This is a genomic window from Pseudomonas sp. 65/3-MNA-CIBAN-0223 (assembly GCF_040310425.1).
Taxonomy (GTDB): Bacteria; Pseudomonadota; Gammaproteobacteria; order Pseudomonadales; family Pseudomonadaceae; genus Aquipseudomonas; species Aquipseudomonas gregormendelii.
The window spans coordinates 257,450-274,479 of sequence record NZ_JBEOPV010000004.1; the positions used below are offsets into that span (position 1 = coordinate 257,450).

Consider the following 17,030-nt stretch of genomic DNA (forward strand, 5'->3'; position numbering starts at 1 on the left):
CGCCCCGTTAACCACGCTGGCCGAACGCAGGCATTGCGTAGCGGGTAAACCGGCAAGGATGCCGGTTTAGCCGCGCTGGGCCAGGGATGGCCCATCGCGGCGACCCGCGGAGCAATGCCGGAGTGAGGGCACACCGAGCCTAGGCGAGGTGCCAAGTGGTGGGGCAAGAGCGCTTTGGTTACTTTCGCGCTCTTCGAAAGTGACCCGCCGTAAGGGCGGAACCATAAGCAGCCATTACCGCAGCAATGGATATGCACACAAAGCAAGATCAAAAGATCGCAGCCTCGTTTCACTCGACAGCTCCTACACACCAACAACACCACCCGCCGCACCCACAGCACCCACCAATGAAGTGTTTGTCCCAATGTGTCTACTCAGCGGCACCCTTTGAACCGGAGGGGTCGGGTATACTCCCGCGTTTTGCGATGCCCTGCCGGCGTCATGGCTGAGATGGACAGCGTCATGCAATCCGCACTTACGATTTGTTCAGTGCAGACCGCGCGATTCTGAACCAGCCTTGCAGGGATGTTTCGGTGATTTTTGGAGTTTTTATGCTCGAACAGGCTCAACGCGTCCTCAAGGACATCTTCGGCTACGACAGCTTTCGTGGCCGCCAGGGTGCGATCATTGAGCGCGTGGCCAGTGGTGGCGACGCCCTGGTGCTGATGCCTACCGGCGGCGGCAAGTCCCTGTGCTTCCAGGTACCGGCATTGCTGCGCGAAGGCCTGGCCGTCGTGGTCTCGCCGCTGATCGCGTTGATGGACGATCAGGTCGCCACCCTCGAAGAACTGGGTGTTGCCGCCGCTGCGTTGAACTCCACGCTGAGCGCCGAACAGCAACGGGACCTGGCTAACCGCATCAAGCGCGGTGAGGTGAAGATGCTGTACCTCGCGCCAGAACGCCTGGTTCAGCCGCGGATGCTGGCATTCCTGCAAAGCCTGGAAATCGCCCTGTTCGCCATCGATGAAGCACACTGCGTATCGCAATGGGGTCACGATTTCCGCCGCGAATACCTGCAATTGGGCCAACTGGCCGAGCTGTTCCCCAACGTCCCGCGCATCGCACTGACTGCCACCGCCGACAAACGCACCCGCGAAGAAATCGTCGATCGCCTGCACTTGCAGGACGCCGAGCGTTTCCTGTCGAGTTTCGACCGCCCGAACATCTTCTATCGCATCGTCCCCAAGGAGCAGCCGCGCAAGCAGTTGCTGGCGTTCCTGGCCGAGCGGCGCAGCGATGCCGGCATCGTTTACTGCCTGTCGCGCAAGAAAGTCGACGAAGTCGCGGTATTCCTCAGCGAGCAGGGGTTTCCGGCGCTGCCTTATCACGCCGGGCTGCCCAACGAAACCCGCTCCCATCACCAGAGGCGCTTTCTCAACGAGGAAGGCCTGATCATGGTGGCCACCGTGGCGTTCGGCATGGGGATCGATAAACCCAACGTGCGTTTCGTCGCGCACCTGGACTTGCCCAAATCCCTGGAAGCGTACTATCAGGAAACCGGTCGCGGCGGGCGTGATGGCCTGCCGGCTGATGCCTGGATGGCTTACGGCCTGCAAGACGTGGTGATGCTCAAGCAGATGTTGCAGAACTCCGAAGGCGACGAGCGTCACAAGCGCCTGGAGCAGCACAAGCTCGACGCCATGCTTTCGCTCTGCGAAGAAACCCGCTGCCGCCGGCAAACCTTGCTGGCCTATTTCGACGAAGATATGCCGCAGCCGTGTGGCCATTGCGACAACTGTGTCGATGGCGTGCAGACGTGGGACGCGACCGAGCCGGCTCGCCAGGCCCTTTCGGCGATCTTCCGCACCGGCCAGCGTTATGGTGTGGGGCATCTGGTGGACGTGTTACTGGGCAAGGACAATGAAAAGGTCCGCAGCTTTGGGCATCAGCACCTGTCAGTGTTTGGTGTCGGCAAGGCGATGGGCGAGAGCGAATGGCGATCGCTGTTTCGCCAGCTGGTTGCCCGCGGGCTGGCGGACATCGACCTCGAAGGTTATGGCGGCCTGCGGTTGAGCGCCACTTGCCGGCCGCTGCTCAAGGGCGAAGTGACCCTGGAGCTGCGCCGCGACCTCAAGCCGCAAACGACTGCGAAAAGCAGCAAGAGCCAGGCGAGCCAGCTGGTTCGTGGTGAGGAACGCGAGCAGTGGGAAGCCTTGCGCGCGTTGCGTCGCAAGCTTGCCGAAGAGCACGGGGTGCCACCGTACGTCATCTTCCCGGATTCGACCCTGCTGGAAATGCTGCGCAGCCAACCGGGCTCCATGGCCGAGATGGCACGGGTCAGCGGCGTCGGCGCGCGCAAGCTGGAGCGTTACGGGGAGGCATTCCTCGAAGTGCTGGGCGGCCAGGCCGAGGCGCCAAAAGTGGTGGCCGACCTGCGCCACGAGTTGATCACACTGGCCCGCGCAGGCATGACGCCACTGCAGATCGCCGGCCAGTTGCAGTGTTCGGAAAAGAATGTGTACACCCTGCTTGCCGAGGCGATTGGCAAGCAACACTTGTCCCTGGAGCAGGCACTGGATTTGCCTGAGGAATTGATGGGCGAAATACAGGATGCTTTTCTCGACGGTGAAGGCGAGTTGCCACCGGTTGTGGAGATCGCAGCAATATTTGCCGGACGGGTTCCAGAGGGCGTGTTGTACTGCGTCCGGGCGGCACTGCAGTCGGAATTCGAAATTTGAAACAACCCTTGCTTTGATGTAACGATTCAGTACAAAGCGAGCCTTGCGTCATGTCATCGGCCATGCTTAGCTGACTAATAATTAGGTTTTCTCTATTTCAGTCTAACCATGAGTTTTTTATGCCGTTAACCGATCAACACCGCTTTGGCATGCAGTTGGCGCAGGTGTCCCGTGGCTGGCGAGCCGAACTGGACCGTCGCCTGGCGGGCCTGGGATTGTCCCAGGCCCGTTGGCTGGTGCTATTGCACCTCGCGCGTTTCGGAGAGCCGCCGACCCAACGAGAGTTGGCGCAAAGCGTTGCCGTAGAAGGTCCGACCCTGGCCAGATTGCTCGACAGCCTCGAAAGTCAGGGTCTGGTCCAGCGCCAGGCAGTGGTGGAAGACCGCAGGGCGAAGAAAATCGTCCTCTGCGCCCCGGCCCGTCCGTTGATTGAACAGATTGAAACCATTGCCAACCAGCTGCGCCAGGAACTGTTTGAAGGCGTTGATGAGGCGGAATTGAAGATATGCATGCGAGTTCACGGGCATATCCTGGCCAACCTGGAAAAATCCTGACTCGTTGCTTCGTGCAGGACTTTTGAGATCGCCCGTTGGGCGGACTATAAAGAACTACTATGCATTATCGCGTTCGTACCGGATGTGCGAACGCGTACGGTTGGTTCTGGTTATCTAAGGGATGCTCATGCTTGAGAGTTTGCACGTTGTCTTGCGGTGTGGCACCAGGCTGCTGCTGGTGGGTGGCGCTGTGTGTTACTCGGCATTGGCGCCTGCGCTGGGGTTGGGTGAAATCACCCTGCATTCCGCGCTGAATCAGCCGTTGCGGGCAGACATCGCGCTGGTGGACGCGGCGGGGCTCGAAGAGGGCGACCTGTCGGTCAACCTTGCTACGGCGGACGAATTCAGCCGCGCGGGTGTTGAACGCGTGTTTTTTCTCAACGACCTGAAGTTCACCCCAATCCTCAAGGGCAATCGCAGCCTGATCCGGGTGAGCTCCAATAAAGCGGTCAATGAACCCTTCCTGAATTTCCTGGTGCAGCTCAATCAGCCCAATGGGCGGGTGCTGCGCGAATACACGGTGTTGATCGATCCTCCTGGCGCGCCGGGTGTTGTTCCTGTGGTCGATGAACCCGCCGCCACCACGCCAAACTCTCCGTTTCCTGCAGTCAAGCCTGCGGCAGCCACGCCAGCGCCAGCGCCGAAAAAAGCTGCTGCGCCCAAGGCCGAGGCTGTTGCCCCGGTAGCGGAAATTGACCCCGCTGCAGAGCAGCTGGCTGCCAGCGTCCTGCAAAACCAACAACTGCAAGCGACCATCACTGAGCTGAATGCGCGGCTGCAGGCACAGGACGAACAGATTGCCGCCCACAAGAAGCAGGTGATCGAACTGCAAACCCGGTTGGCCGAACTGCAACAGGCACCGCCCGCGGCACCTGTTGCCGTGGCACCGCCGGTAGTCGCCGTTGAACAGCCTGATGCCAATCAATGGCCAATGATTCTCGGCGTTCTGGCCCTGGCGGTCCTGGTACTCCTGGGTTTGTTCATGCGGCGCCAACGCCAACGCCAACGCCAACAGGCGGATGAGGTGGCGCAGGAGGCTCCCGTGCCTGCTTCCCGGCCTGAGTCCGTGGCTGATGATCCTGTAGGAATGCAGGCACCGCCGGCCAAATCGGCGGCTGATCACCAAGAGGATGCGCCGTCGGGCGACGTGCTGGAGGGCGTGGGTATCTACATGGCCTATGGCCGATTTTCCGAGGCGGCCGGTTTGCTGCGCGAGGCGCTGGCCAAAGAGCCACAGCGCACTGATCTAGCCGTGCAACTGCTGGAAGTGCTCGGCAAACAAGGCGATGTGGCGGCCTATAACGCCCAGGAAACCCAGCTGCGCGACTCAGGATTTGACCCACAGGCCCTGCAGGACATTCGCAGCCGACACCCGAAAATGCACAACGTGACGCCGCTGGCTGCTGCGCCGGTTGTCGCTTCAGTGATCGCCGCAGCGCCCGTTGTTGCCCAGGGCGATGAGTTCCAGTTGAATCTGGATGACCTGTCGATGGACGCCAATTGGGACCTGATCAGCCCCTTCGACAGCGCTCCGCCGCCACCCGCACTTCCAGAAGAGCCGGCGTTTCACTCCAACCTCCACATCTTGCCCGAGGTGTTCGAAATGCCCGAGGAGCCGTCACTGGGCGAACCCGAGCTGGAGTGGGATGCGCCAGCGGATTCCCAGGGGCTGGACGACGATTTCCTCGCCGAATTCGGTGACCCGGACTCATCGCTGGAAATTGAGCCCTTCAGTCTTGAACCGGACAACGCCGGCAAACTCGAACAGGCTCAGACCTGTATTGATGACGGCGATCTGGACAGCGCGATTGAGCTGCTCAACGAGCTGCTCAAGGATGCCGATGAGCCACTCAAGCAGACCGCGCGGAGTTTGTTGGCCGGCATTCGCTGATAGTGCATGTGTCGTTATCAATGTGGGAGTGAGCCTGCTCGCGATAGCGGTGGGTCAGTCGACATAAATAGCGACGGACCAGCCGCAATCGCGAGCAGGCTCCCTCCCACAGGCTTCAGAATGTTTGCCCCAGGTTCAGGTACACGGCCTGCTCATCGGCATCGTTAAAGCCGTAACTGAAGTTCAGCGGACCCAAGGGCGTGTCGAAGCCGATGAATACGCTGGCGGCATTGATGTAGCCACTGTCGAACTCATTGTCGTTGTTCCACGCCCGACCTCGTTCCAGTGACCCACCGGCATACAGCGGGAAATCGAGCGGCAGGTACGAGCGCGGTGTCAGGCGTCGATAGTAGACGGCGCGCATCAGGCTGATGTTCTGCCCGGAAATCGCATCCTCCCTGAAACCCGATAACTGCCGTGCTCCGCCGAGCAGGAAGCTGGAAGTCACCACATTGGCGTCATTGAGCGTGCGCCCGTAGCGGCCGCCGAGAATGAAGGTGTCCGGGCCGTGGCTGAGGGCCTTGTCCAGCGCGACTTCCCATTGTCGATAGCGATTGTCCGAGCCCAGGCCGGGTTCGTACTGCCGCAAGGCCAGGCCGAAGTCTTCGCCTTCATGGGGGAAGTAGACGTTATCCAGTGAATCGAACGAGTACTTCACTTCATAAAACCCTTCGTTGAAGCTTTCGCTGGGCAGGTCCTGGTCGCCAATGCGCACGTCTGCCTTGCCCCAGGCTTCGCCAACACCCAGGCGCACTTCGCCGCTGTTGCCGATCTGGCGGCCTACGTTCAGGCCAAAGCCGTAGCGCTCAACCCGGTATTGGGCGATCGGATCGTTGTCCAGGGTGGCTTCGACGTTCTGCGCGTCAAAGGCGGCGTAGGGCGCAATGAAATATCGCGATCCGACATCCAGTGGCTGGTAGAACTCGCTGTACAGTTCCTGGCGGTCGCCGATCTGCGCGCGGGTCAACCATTCGGCACCCAGGCGGTTGATGCCGTTGACGCGGTAACTGGCGCCCAGGTTGAACGCACTGTCGCCGCGCATATCGTCCGAGAGGTTCAAGCCCAGCCGCAGGTAATCCGTGCCGCTGCGCTTGCCGCGGGCAGTGATGATCAGGGTGTGGTTAGTGCCCTTGTGGGCGACTCGGTATTGCACCTGCTCGAAGTAGTCCAGGCCATACAAGGTGCCCATATCGGTTTGCAGGCGTCCCAGGTCCAGTGGTTGACCAATGTGCTGGCGAATGTAGTACCGAATGACATCATCGCCGACTTTCGAGTCATTCTCGACCTTGATTGCGGTGATGATCGGCGTGCGCTCACTGGGCTCACGGGCGGCGCTCAGCTCCGGATCCAGCGGCTGCGACGGCTTGAGCTGCGCCAGGCGTGCATCGAGAATCCTGGTTGCGCGATAGCCTGCCTCGATCATTTCTTCGGCACGACCAAAGTCGGTCACCCCAACACTCGCCAGTGACGGCTGGATCAGGATGTCGTCCGGGTGCAAGGCGGCGAGCTGTTCTTCGGAGTTGCGGCGGGTCATCAAGGTTATCGACTGGTTCAGCACGTCGACCACGGTGGTCAGTTGTTTGCTGTTGCGCAGGGGCGTGCCGATGTCGACCACGATCGCCACGTCGACCCCCATTTCCCTGGCGACATCCAGCGGGATGTTATCGGTCATGCCGCCGTCCACCAGCAGGCGCCCATCCAGTTCGACAGGGGCGAACACCGCCGGGATCGACATGCTGGCGCGAATCACCTGAGGCAGGTGACCCTTGCGAAACACCACCTTCTCACCACTGGCAATGTCGGTGGCGACCGCGCGGAAGGGTATGGGCAGCTTGTCAAAATCCCGGGTATCGCTGGCATGGGCCAGCAGGCTTTCCAGCATCAAGGCAAGGTTCTGGCCCTGGATGACCCCGAGCGGCAAGCCGAGGCTGCCGTCGTCGCGAAAACTGAGTTTCTGCTTCACCAGGAAGTCGCGATCATCCTGCTTGCGCCGGAACGGCACGTCAGCTCTGGGCGGCGCATCCGACAGGGCCTGCTGCCAATCAATGTTGAGGGCGAGCTTTTCCAGCTCATCGATCTTGTACCCGGATGCGTATAACCCGCCCACCACCGCACCCATGCTGGTGCCGGCGATGGCATCGATCTGGATGCCTTGCTCCTCCAGCGCCTTGAGCACACCAATGTGCGCCAGGCCTCGGGCTGCGCCACCGGACAGCACCAGGCCGACTTTTGGTCGGGGGGCCTCGGCGGCCTGGACGATCATGGGCAGCAAGCAGAGCAGCAGGCAGGACAGAAGATGGCGCATCATGAATCTCGGGACCAGCGGAAAAGGTCGCTATTATAGCGGCGCCCCTCGCCTCTGGAGTCTCGTCAATCATGCCTGCCAGCAAACCGGAAATTGTCATCACCTATTGCACCCAGTGCCAGTGGTTGCTGCGCGCAGCCTGGCTGGCCCAGGAACTGCTCAGTACCTTTGGTGACGACCTGGGAAAGGTGTCGCTGGTGCCCGGCACGGGTGGGGTATTCCATATTTCTTGTGATGGCGTGCAGCTTTGGGAGCGCAAGAGTGACGGCGGTTTTCCCGAGGCCAAGGTGTTGAAACAGCGGGTCCGGGATCAGATTGACCCCGACCGCGACCTCGGTCACAACGACCGGACTCAGTGAGAGGCTGCCTCTGCAGCAACGGTTTTCTTGTCTGACCCGCCGGCAAGACGGCTGGAGACCACAATCGCCACGATGATCAACGCGCCGCCGAACAGCATGCGTGGCGTGGGATTTTCGTTGAACAGCAGCCAGGCCATGGTGATGCCGTATACCGGTTCCATGGCGAACACCACTGCGGCGGTGCGAGCCTTGATCACCGCCAGGCTGGCGACGAACAGGCTGTGAGCGACACCGGTGCAGAAGATTCCGAGCAGGCTGATCCACAGCCAGTCCAGGGCGCGCACTCCGCTCAATTGCGGTGCGGCCACCGGCAGCAGGCACAGCGCGACCACCACGTTCTGGCACAGCGCGGCCTGCACCGGCGGAATCCGTGAGGAACTGGCGCGGTTGGTCAACGACAATAAAGCGAAGAGCAAGCCCGAACCCACTGCCCACAGCAGGCCGGTGGTGGCGCCGCTGGCGAGGTCGAAATCAGGCGTGACCAGCACCAACCCGATACTCACCAGCACCACCAGGAGAATTTCGTTGGCGCGAATTCGCTCGCGGAAGATCAGTCCTTCGAGGATCACGGTAAAAGCCGGGAAACTGGCGAATCCCAACGTCGCAATCGCCACACCGGCAACCTTCACCGCGATGAAAAAGCTTACCCAGTGCCCGGCCAGCAGTACGCCGCTGAGTAGCAATCGGCGCCAATCCACGGCTTCGAGAGGTTGCCAGCGGGTGGCACTGGCGAAGCGCGCAAACACCGCCAAGGCGAGCACCGCGAATGCCGCGCGGCCAAAAACGATTACGGCCGGGGAGGCTGCCGCGAGTTTGCCGAACACGCCGGTCAGGCCGAACATCAGTGCACCAATGTGCAGGGCGCCAAGGGCGGTACGGGGAGTCATTGCAGATCCTTGATCGATGTGTGAGCACGGCCGATACAGCTCCTACAGTAGACCGTGGAGGAGCCGTATACGTCTGTCGCCAGACTAGCGTCTTTTGTCGCCGCCCTCGCGTCGCAGTTTTCCCGGAGAGGCGCCGAACTCGCGCAACACCGCGGCGGCGAATGCACTTTGCGAGCTGTAGCCGACCCGGCTGGCGATTTCGCCGATAGGCAGCACGGTGTCGCGCAACAGCTCGACAGCCCGGTGCAGGCGGCGGCTGCGGATGTAATCCATCGGCGTCTGCCCGCATTCGGCGACGAAGCGGGCATGCAGGCGGGCGCTGGACAAGTCGGCGATGCGGGCGAGGTCAGCGACCTGCAGGGGATAGGCCGCGTGCTGGTCGATGTGCGCATTCAACGCCGCATAGGGCAGGCGACGCCCCCCCATGACCTCGGGTTTGACGTTATTGAGACTGGCCAGCAACAGCACGGCACCCTGTTGCGCAATCAGCGGGTCGTCGACCTGGCTGCCCGCCAGCCAGCTCACCAATTGGCTCTGCCCGGCATCGAGGGGCAGGCGTGCGGCGCTGTCGAGCAGGCGTCGGCTGGCGTCGGCATGCTCACCCAGGGACTGCGCCACCCATTGATCGCTCGGTATATCCAGCACCAGGCAACGGCTGCCGTTGGCACTGTTGCAGGCGTGATGAAAACCGGAAGGCACCACCACAAAACTCTGCTGTATCACCTGGCTGCCATGCCCGCCCACCTCGAAATCCAGCGCCCCCGACAACCCGAACACCAACTGCGCATGGTCGTGGCTGTGGATGATCAGGTCCTTGGTGTATTGGCGGAGCGTGAGGATCGGTCTCATCGCAGGTCTCCCGGGCAAGGTGGGCATTCTACACCGCGTTGGCCGCCCGGCGTTGTCACAGGACTGACGCGTCATTGTCATGGGCGATTCACCCGCCCGGCGCACAGTTGCCCAAACCATCGTGGAGCGTTGCCAATGACCAGTGCCGAGCTCGCCAGACCCGGTCGCAAGCAGCGGGTGCGGACCTTGTGGATTTCCGACGTGCATCTGGGCACCCGGGACTGCCAGGCCGAGCACCTGAGCACATTTCTCAAGGGTTACCACGCGGACAAGGTCTACCTGGTCGGCGACATCATCGATGGCTGGAAGCTGCGTAGCGGCATGTACTGGCCCCAGGCGCACACCAACGTCATCCGCCGCCTGCTGACCATGAGCAAGCGCGGCACCGAGGTGATCTACGTGACGGGCAACCACGATGAATTCCTGCGCCGTTACTCGAAGTTGATCCTGGGCAATATCCAGTTGGTCGACGAGGCGGTGCACGTCACGGCGGATGGCCGGCATCTGCTGGTGATCCACGGCGACCAGTTTGATGTGATCACCCGCTACCACCGCTGGCTGGCGTTTCTTGGGGACTCGGCCTACGAATTTACCCTGACGCTCAACCGCTGGCTGAATCACTGGCGCGCCCGCTATGGATATGGGTACTGGTCGTTGTCGGCCTACCTCAAGCACAAGGTGAAAACCGCGGTCAGCTTTATCAGTGATTTCGAGGAGGCTATCGCCCACGAGTGCGTGAAGCGCGAGTTGCACGGCGTAGTGTGCGGGCACATTCACCATGCCGAAATCCGCCGGGTGGGCGGCGTGGATTACTTGAACTGCGGGGATTGGGTTGAGTCGTGCACGGCGCTGATCGAGCACTGGGACGGCTCGATCGAGTTGTATCGATTGGCGGACGCACAGGCGCGGGAAGAGCAGATGACGGCGCAGAAGGTGGGTGAGCCTGCCTGAGATCAGAAGATCTTTTGATTCTAGGCTGGTGAGTGCTCATGCATCGCCGCCTTGTAGATCGAGTTCTTCGGCTGCGCAAACAGGCGCTCCATCATCGGCTCGAAGAAGCTCAGCGGCAGCGTTTCGTAGGCGGGGTCAAACGCCGCCGCATCATATTTGGCACAGAAATCAATGGTCGCCTGATACTGCGGATGACCACTGAATTGCTCGCGCAGATGCCGATCCATACCCAAGTGATGAAAAAAGTAGTAACCCTGGAAAATCCCGTGCTTTTCCACCATCCACAAATTCTCGGTGCTGACGAATGGCTTGAGGATCGCCGCAGCAATGTCCGGATGATTATAGGAGCCCAGCGTATCGCCAATGTCATGCAACAGCGCACACACCACATATTCCTCATCACGGCCGTCGCGCCAGGCACGTGTTGCGGTTTGCAGGGAGTGGGTCAGGCGATCCACGGGAAAACCACCGAAGTCACCCTCGAGCAGCGTCAGGTGGGCCACGATCCGTTTCGGTAACTGCCTGGCGTAGGCACTGAAGTCGGCAGCGATGATTGCCCAGTCTTCCTGGGTGCCGTCCTGCATGTGGGTGAAGCGGGCATTGGCATTCATCGACTGTCCTCGAATAGCGGGTGATTCCTAGAACGGCACGCGACCCAGGATCATGTCGCGGTACATGACAAAATCGCCGAGCAGGCTGTAAAAGGGATGCTGGAAGGTCGCGGGACGATTTTTCTCGAAAAAGAAATGCCCGGCCCAGGCGAAGCTGTAACCGGCCAGCGGCAGGCTCAACAGTAATAGCCAGGCGCCTTTGCCGATGGTCATGGCCAGAATGAAAATAACCAGGGTGGTGCCGATGAAGTGCAATCGTCGGCAAGTACTGTCGCTGTGCTCGCTGAGGTAATACGGGTAGAACTCGGCGAAGCTGTTGAAACGTTTGATGTTTTCCACGACAACGGTCTCTGTGGTTATTGTTCTGGCGCCAAGTTGTTCTGCGGGTAGCTTATTTAAGTCTAGAGTGATCATTGGCATCAGCCAGTGACAATAGGCGCCACTTTAGTATCCTTCGGTAAACCTGACGCCGTAGACGGCTCACCAAGACAGTAAACGCCATGAGCGAAAGAACGACTTCTGCAAGCTGGGCGATGGGGATTGTCAAGGCACTGGAAATGGACGGCCTGGATTGTCGGGTCCTGTTCAGGCAGCTGGGGCTGGACTACGCGGCCCTGACCGACCCGGATGGGCGCTTTACCCAGGACTCCATGACACGACTGTGGCAACGCGCGGTCGAGCTGTCGGGTAACCCGGCGATCGGCCTGAACATGGGCAAAGTGGTGCGGCCGGCATCCTTTCATGTGGCGGGCTACGCCTTGATGTCGAGCCAGACTCTGGTTGAAGGTTTTCAGCGCCTGGTGCGTTATCAACGGATCATCGCCGAAAGTGCCGACCTGAGTTTCCGCCTGCTGGACCAGGGTTATGCGCTGATCCTGACGGTGCATGGCGACCATCTGCCGCCGACCCGGCAAAGCGCCGAGGCTTCCCTGGCCTGCGCCCTGGGGCTGTGCAACTGGCTGACCGGGCGAACCCTGCAACCCCGCAAGGTGATGTTCCAGGGTGAGCACCCCGTCAACCTTGAGCCCTATACCCAAACATTCCACGCCCCGCTGGTATTCAGCGCGCCCTATGACGCGCTGATTTTCGAGCGCGCCGACATGGAGGCGCCGCTGCCTACGGCCAATGAAGCGATGGCGGCGTTGCATGACCGGTTTGCCGGCGAGTACCTGGCGCGGTTTTCCGAAAGCCGAGTGACCCACAAGGCGCGTCAGGTGTTGTGCCGGCTGCTGCCGCAGGGCGAACCCAAGCGCGACACCGTGGCGCAGACGCTGCACCTGTCGCAGCGCACCTTGCAGCGCCGGTTACAGGAAGAGGGCACCAGTTTCCAGGCCTTGCTCGACGATACTCGCCGCGAGATGGCCGAGCAGTACCTGGCCCAGCCCAGCATGACCCTGCTGGAAATTGCCTACCTGTTGGGTTTCGCCGACCCCAGCAACTTTTTCCGCGCGTTCCGCCGCTGGTTTGACGCCACGCCGGGAGAGTACCGGGCACGGTTGACGGGCACGCCTGGGCCGGTCAGTGACGCCAAAACGCCGGAATACACAACACAAACACCGTGATGATCTCCAGTCGGCCCAGCAACATGCCGAACGACAGGATCCACTTGGCGGCGTCGGGCAGCGTCGCGAAGTTGCCCGCCGGGCCAATGGTCTCACCCAGCCCCGGGCCGACGCCGGACACGGTACTGGCTGCGCCTGTCAGCGCGGTCATCCAGTCCACTCCCAGCAGCGAAAGCAGCAGGGCGATGACGCAGATGGTGATGGCAAAGAAGAACGAGAAGGTCAGGATCGACCGCACGATCTCTTCGTCGAGCCGGTGTCCGTTGTACTTCTGCTTGATCACTGCGCGCGGGTGAATCAATTGGTTAAGGTTGGCCTTGAGCAGGATATAGGCGACCTGAAAGCGGAAGATCTTGATCCCGCCAGCGGTCGAGCCTGAGCAACCACCGACAAACCCCAGGTAGAAAAACAGCATCAGCGAGAAATTGCCCCACAGGCTGTAGTCTCCCAGGGCAAATCCGGTCGTGGTGACCACCGAGGTCACGTTCAGCGCCACGTGGCGCAGGGCCTCCAGCCAGTGCAGCTGGGTGGTCCACCAGTACCAGGTGCCGAGCACCAGCCAGGTCACCAGCAACATCCCGAGCAGACCCTGAACCTGCTGATCCTTGATCAAGGCGCGCCGGTTGCCGCGCAGGGTCGCCACGTACAAGGTGAATGGCAGGCTGCCGAGGATCATGATGACGATCGCCACCCAATGCACAGCGGGCTGTGTCCACTTGGCCAGGGAAAGGTCGGAGGTCGAGAAGCCCCCGGTGGAAATGGCCGACATCGCATGGTTGATGGCATCGAAGGGGCTCATCCCGGCCCACCAGAAGGCCAGGCTGCCGAGGATGGTGATGCCGACATAGGCTGCAACAATAAGACGCGCCACCATGTGCGAGCGGGGCATGACTTTTTCGGAGCGGTCCGAGGATTCAGTCTGGAACAGGCGCATGCCACCGATGCGCAGCAACGGCAGGATCGCCACTGCCATGCCGATAAAGCCGATGCCGCCGATCCAGTGCAGCAACGAGCGCCACATCAGGATCCCGGGGGACATCTTGTCCAGGCCGTTGAGCACTGTCGACCCGGTGGCGGTGATGCCGGACATGCTTTCAAAGAATGAGTCGGTGTAGCTGATGTGCTGGGTCAGCAGGAACGGCAGCGCGGCGAATATGCACACCACCAGCCAGCTGCTGACGGTCAGCAGGTACATGTCCCGCGGGCGCAGGTGTATGTGTTCGGGGCGACCGGGGATGACCAGCGCCAGGCCGGCGACGAAGGTGATCATGCTGGCCCAGAGGAACGACGGCAGGTCGCTGGTGCGGTCGAAAATCACCAGCGTGGCCATGGGCACGACCATGGCGATGGCCAGGGTGATCAGAAAGATGCCGATGATGAAACCAATGATCCGTAAGGTCGGCAACGCCATGAAGTCCGCTCGGGCTGAAATAGGGAAGGGCGCCATTCTACCTGTGGGGCAGGGCATGTAAACCGGCATCCCTGCGGCAGTTACCGCTAGAATAGCCAAACATTTTTCATTGGAGGTGGCCGATGCAGGCTCTCGACGCTTTGCTCAACCGTGTTTCCGTTCCCCGACTGCTCGACCCGGCACCGACCGCCGAGCAGCGTGAGGCCCTGTTCGCCGCAGCCATGCGCGCACCGGACCACGGTCATTTGCAGCCTTGGCGGTTTCTGACCATCGAGGGTGCTGCACGGGAGCAGATGGGCGAGCTGCTGGCTGAGGCGGCGAAGCAACAGGACAGCGAAGTGTCTGAAGCCGCGGTGGATAAGGCGCGCAACGGGCCGCTGCGAGCGCCGCTGGTGGTCGTGGTGATCGCGCGATTGCAGGAACACGTGAAGTATCCGAAATCCGAGCAGCTGCTGGCTGCGGGTTGCGCGGCCCATGGCATCCTGCTGGCCGCCTATGCCCAGGGGATTGGCGCGGTGTGGCGCACTGGCGACCTGGCGTATTCGCCCCACGTGGCCAAGGGCTTGGGTTTGGCGGAGGGGGAGGAAGTCATTGCGTTTCTCTACCTGGGCACGCCGCAGAAAGAACCGCGGGTGGCGGAGAAAGTGAACCTTGATGAGTTCGTCAGCGCCTGGCCGGGCAAGCGCTGAACATCGACAGATCGCAGCCCCATTTCAAAGACGGCGCGTTCTGTAGGAGCTGTCGAGTGAAACGAGGCTGCGATCTTTCCGACAACACCGCTATCGCTACGGCTGGACCACGGCCCCTGGCACCAACGGCAATTCGAGACTGGCAATGAACCCGCCTTGCGGATGATTGCTTAGCACCAGACTCCCGCCATGCCGCTCCGCCGCTCGGCGCGCAATCGCCAGACCCAGGCCATGCCCTGCGGCAGTCTGTCCCGGCGCCCGATAAAACGGCTCTCCCAGCTGACTCAGATGCACGGCCTCCACGCCGGGGCCGTGATCGCGCACGCTGATCACCATCCGCTCGCCCTGCCGGGTCGCCCGCATTTCTATCGATTGCCCGGGCGGATTGAATCGTTGGGCGTTGCGCAGCAGATTATCCACCGCACGTTCAATCATCGTTGGCCAGCCCTTGAGGCTGAGCGCCGAGTCGGCTTCCAGGCTTACGGGCTGTTCCGGCGAATTCAGCTGGGCATCTTTTTGCAGGGTTTGCAGCAGCGCATGCAGATCAACGTCTTCGGCGCTGGCATTGTCGGCATCGACCCGCGCCAGGACCAGGATTTCGCTGATCAGCGCCTCCAGTCGGTCGCACTCGCGGGTCAGGCGAGGCCAGAGCTTCTGCCGTTCTTCCGGGTTGGCCCGCTCGGCCAGCGCCAGGGCGATACGCAGTCGGGCGAGGGGCGAGCGCAGTTCGTGGGACACATCGCGCAGCAATTGCCGCTGGCTGCCGATCAGGCTTTGCAGGCGCGCACCCATGCGGTTGAAATCATTGGCCAGTACGCCGAATTCGTCGCGGCGATTGGCTAGTTTGACCAGGCTGTTCTGTTGGTAGGTGGTTTGCCCCAGGTCATGCACGGCCCCGCGTAAGCGGCTGAGCGGGCGGGTGATCGACAGGGTCACGAACAGGCTGAACAGGGTGAGTACCACCAGCGCGATGCCTAGCGCACTCAAGGGCCACAGCAGGCTTTCGCGGTGCCAGGAGTCGAGTTCCGGGTGCGGGATGCGGTAGATCAGCAAGTAGGTGTTGCCGGTTTTTTCGCTGGTGTACTCGTCGGTCAGGCGCCGCCAGGGCAGGCGTCGATCACCGTCGTTCTGGCGTGCTTCGAACGCTGCGGCGCGACGCGGGAAAGTGCCGCGAACCACCGGATCGCCGCTCTCGTTCAGCACCTGGACGTCGATATGGTATTGGCGCTTGCGCTGTTCAAGGATGTCTTGCGCGGCTTCTTCGCCCTGGGCTTCGAAGGTTTGCGTCCACTGTTCGGCCAGGGTGTTGAGGCCCGGGTGGCGGCTGAGGATCCATGCGTCCTGGTTGAGCATGTGCCCCAGCAGTATGGAAAGCCCTGCAACCAGAGCGATGGCTAGCCAGAAGCTGGCCAGGATACGCCAGAACAGTGAACGCACAGAAAGTCCTCAGCAGACACGAATTAACACTGTAGGAGCGAGCTTGCTCGCGAAAAACGCAGGTACGACGTGGGCTGTCTGATATCCCGCGTTTTCGTTGACGATTTTCGCGAGCAAGCTCGCTCCTACAAAAAACAGGACCCAACGGTGGGGGCCGTTGGGTCTGTGGTCAGCGTATTATTGCGCTTTTTGCGGTTGCTGCGCTTTCCACGCCTTGAACTCGGCCCATTCGGCGCGACGTTCAGCTTTTTTCTTCTGCATCTCGTCGAATTGCTTCTGCTGATCCGGTTTCAGCAGGGCGCGGACGTCCGCTTCGGCCTTCTTGTGGTTGGCGGCCATTTCATCTTTCATGGCTTTCTGGTCGGCCGGGGAGAGTTTCTCCAGGTACTTGTCGACCACTTGCTTACGCTCGTGCATCTGCTCGCCCATGATCTTGCGGATCTGCTCGCGCTGTTCGCGGCTCAGGTCAAGTTGGCCGTAGGGGCCTTTGCCGTGCATGCCGTGCATCTGACCGCCGTGGCGCGGGCCATCCATCGGACCACCCATCGGGCCGGCGCCTTCAGGCATCGCCATGGCAACGGTCGGCAGGGCGGTGGCGAACATCAGAGCGATAAGAGTCTTGCGCATGGTGAATCTCCTTGTCTCGTTCCCGGTACGTTCCGGATGAGTACAGATTATCGAGACCAAGGTAAGCGGCGGTCAGTGGAGCGTAAAGCCTGTGTAAAGAGCATTTTGGCCCGGCCTGACAAACCAGTTAACCACCTGATCCCCCGGACTCATGATCTCACCGATCTCTGATCTCGCCGAACCCCTGATTTCCCCTGGCTCCTGATTTCGCAGAACCCC

At 61.2% G+C, this 17,030-nt stretch carries 15 protein-coding genes; 7 read left to right on the forward strand and 8 right to left on the reverse strand.

Annotated features, from left to right (window positions below):
* Positions 1-551: 551 nt before the first annotated feature.
* The 3 genes from recQ (at position 552) to AAEZ09_RS06195 (ending at position 5,123) form a co-directional block, all read left to right on the forward strand.
* Entirely contained in the window at positions 552-2,678 is a 2,127-nt protein-coding gene (recQ, locus tag AAEZ09_RS06185; protein ID WP_350598644.1) for a DNA helicase RecQ, read from the forward strand.
* A gap of 119 nt (positions 2,679-2,797) precedes the next feature.
* Positions 2,798-3,232 carry a MarR family transcriptional regulator gene (locus tag AAEZ09_RS06190; protein WP_045058845.1) on the forward strand — a complete coding sequence of 145 codons (435 nt, stop codon included), beginning with the start codon at positions 2,798-2,800 and terminating at the stop codon, positions 3,230-3,232.
* Positions 3,233-3,359: 127 nt separating this feature from the next.
* Positions 3,360-5,123: a motility hub landmark protein FimV gene (locus tag AAEZ09_RS06195; RefSeq protein ID WP_350598645.1), complete on the forward strand. Its 1,764-nt coding sequence runs from the start codon at positions 3,360-3,362 to the stop codon at positions 5,121-5,123.
* Between the two features lie 115 nt (positions 5,124-5,238).
* Here AAEZ09_RS06195 and AAEZ09_RS06200 read toward each other — a convergent pair whose 3' ends face one another.
* On the reverse strand, positions 5,239-7,428 hold the full coding sequence (locus AAEZ09_RS06200; RefSeq protein WP_045058846.1) for a patatin-like phospholipase family protein: 2,190 nt from the start codon (positions 7,426-7,428) through the stop codon (positions 5,239-5,241).
* Between the two features lie 71 nt (positions 7,429-7,499).
* On the opposite strand from AAEZ09_RS06200, the gene AAEZ09_RS06205 reads away from it, so the two are divergent.
* The gene (locus AAEZ09_RS06205) at positions 7,500-7,787 is read left to right on the forward strand and encodes an Rdx family protein (protein ID WP_205891920.1); all 288 of its coding nucleotides are present in this window, start codon (positions 7,500-7,502) and stop codon (positions 7,785-7,787) included.
* On the opposite strand, the gene AAEZ09_RS06210 is transcribed toward AAEZ09_RS06205, so the two are convergent.
* Both AAEZ09_RS06210 and AAEZ09_RS06215 read right to left on the reverse strand, forming a co-directional pair.
* Positions 7,781-8,674, reverse strand: a complete 894-nt coding sequence (locus AAEZ09_RS06210) for a DMT family transporter (RefSeq protein ID WP_350598648.1) — start codon at positions 8,672-8,674, stop codon at positions 7,781-7,783. The genes AAEZ09_RS06205 and AAEZ09_RS06210 overlap by 7 nt on opposite strands.
* A gap of 84 nt (positions 8,675-8,758) precedes the next feature.
* Positions 8,759-9,523, reverse strand: a complete 765-nt coding sequence (locus AAEZ09_RS06215) for a helix-turn-helix transcriptional regulator (protein ID WP_205891922.1) — start codon at positions 9,521-9,523, stop codon at positions 8,759-8,761.
* A gap of 135 nt (positions 9,524-9,658) precedes the next feature.
* On the opposite strand from AAEZ09_RS06215, the gene AAEZ09_RS06220 reads away from it, so the two are divergent.
* Entirely contained in the window at positions 9,659-10,474 is an 816-nt protein-coding gene (locus AAEZ09_RS06220; RefSeq protein ID WP_045058850.1) for a UDP-2,3-diacylglucosamine diphosphatase, read from the forward strand.
* 20 nt (positions 10,475-10,494) lie between these two features.
* Here the strand turns inward: AAEZ09_RS06220 and AAEZ09_RS06225 are convergent, their stop codons facing one another.
* Both AAEZ09_RS06225 and AAEZ09_RS06230 read right to left on the reverse strand, forming a co-directional pair.
* A complete protein-coding gene (locus AAEZ09_RS06225; RefSeq protein ID WP_350598651.1) occupies positions 10,495-11,085 on the reverse strand; it encodes an HD domain-containing protein in 591 nt (196 codons plus the stop codon).
* A gap of 27 nt (positions 11,086-11,112) precedes the next feature.
* A complete protein-coding gene (locus AAEZ09_RS06230) occupies positions 11,113-11,424 on the reverse strand; it encodes an Mpo1-like protein (RefSeq protein ID WP_045058852.1) in 312 nt (103 codons plus the stop codon).
* 161 nt (positions 11,425-11,585) lie between these two features.
* Here AAEZ09_RS06230 and AAEZ09_RS06235 point away from each other — a divergent pair, with 161 nt between their 5' ends.
* Positions 11,586-12,647, forward strand: a complete 1,062-nt coding sequence (locus AAEZ09_RS06235; protein WP_350598653.1) for an AraC family transcriptional regulator — start codon at positions 11,586-11,588, stop codon at positions 12,645-12,647.
* Here the strand turns inward: AAEZ09_RS06235 and AAEZ09_RS06240 are convergent.
* On the reverse strand, positions 12,604-14,058 hold the full coding sequence (locus tag AAEZ09_RS06240; RefSeq protein ID WP_045058854.1) for a TrkH family potassium uptake protein: 1,455 nt from the start codon (positions 14,056-14,058) through the stop codon (positions 12,604-12,606). The two genes, AAEZ09_RS06235 and AAEZ09_RS06240, sit on opposite strands and share 44 nt — an antisense overlap.
* 122 nt (positions 14,059-14,180) lie before the next feature.
* On the opposite strand from AAEZ09_RS06240, the gene AAEZ09_RS06245 reads away from it, so the two are divergent.
* Complete coding sequence (locus AAEZ09_RS06245) at positions 14,181-14,747, forward strand: NAD(P)H nitroreductase (protein ID WP_350598656.1); 567 nt, start codon at positions 14,181-14,183, stop codon at positions 14,745-14,747.
* A gap of 96 nt (positions 14,748-14,843) precedes the next feature.
* Here the strand turns inward: AAEZ09_RS06245 and AAEZ09_RS06250 are convergent, their stop codons facing one another.
* Entirely contained in the window at positions 14,844-16,184 is a 1,341-nt protein-coding gene (locus tag AAEZ09_RS06250) for a sensor histidine kinase (protein WP_350598658.1), read from the reverse strand.
* 177 nt (positions 16,185-16,361) lie between these two features.
* A complete protein-coding gene (locus AAEZ09_RS06255) occupies positions 16,362-16,811 on the reverse strand; it encodes a Spy/CpxP family protein refolding chaperone (RefSeq protein WP_122837915.1) in 450 nt (149 codons plus the stop codon).
* Positions 16,812-17,030 lie beyond the last annotated feature (219 nt).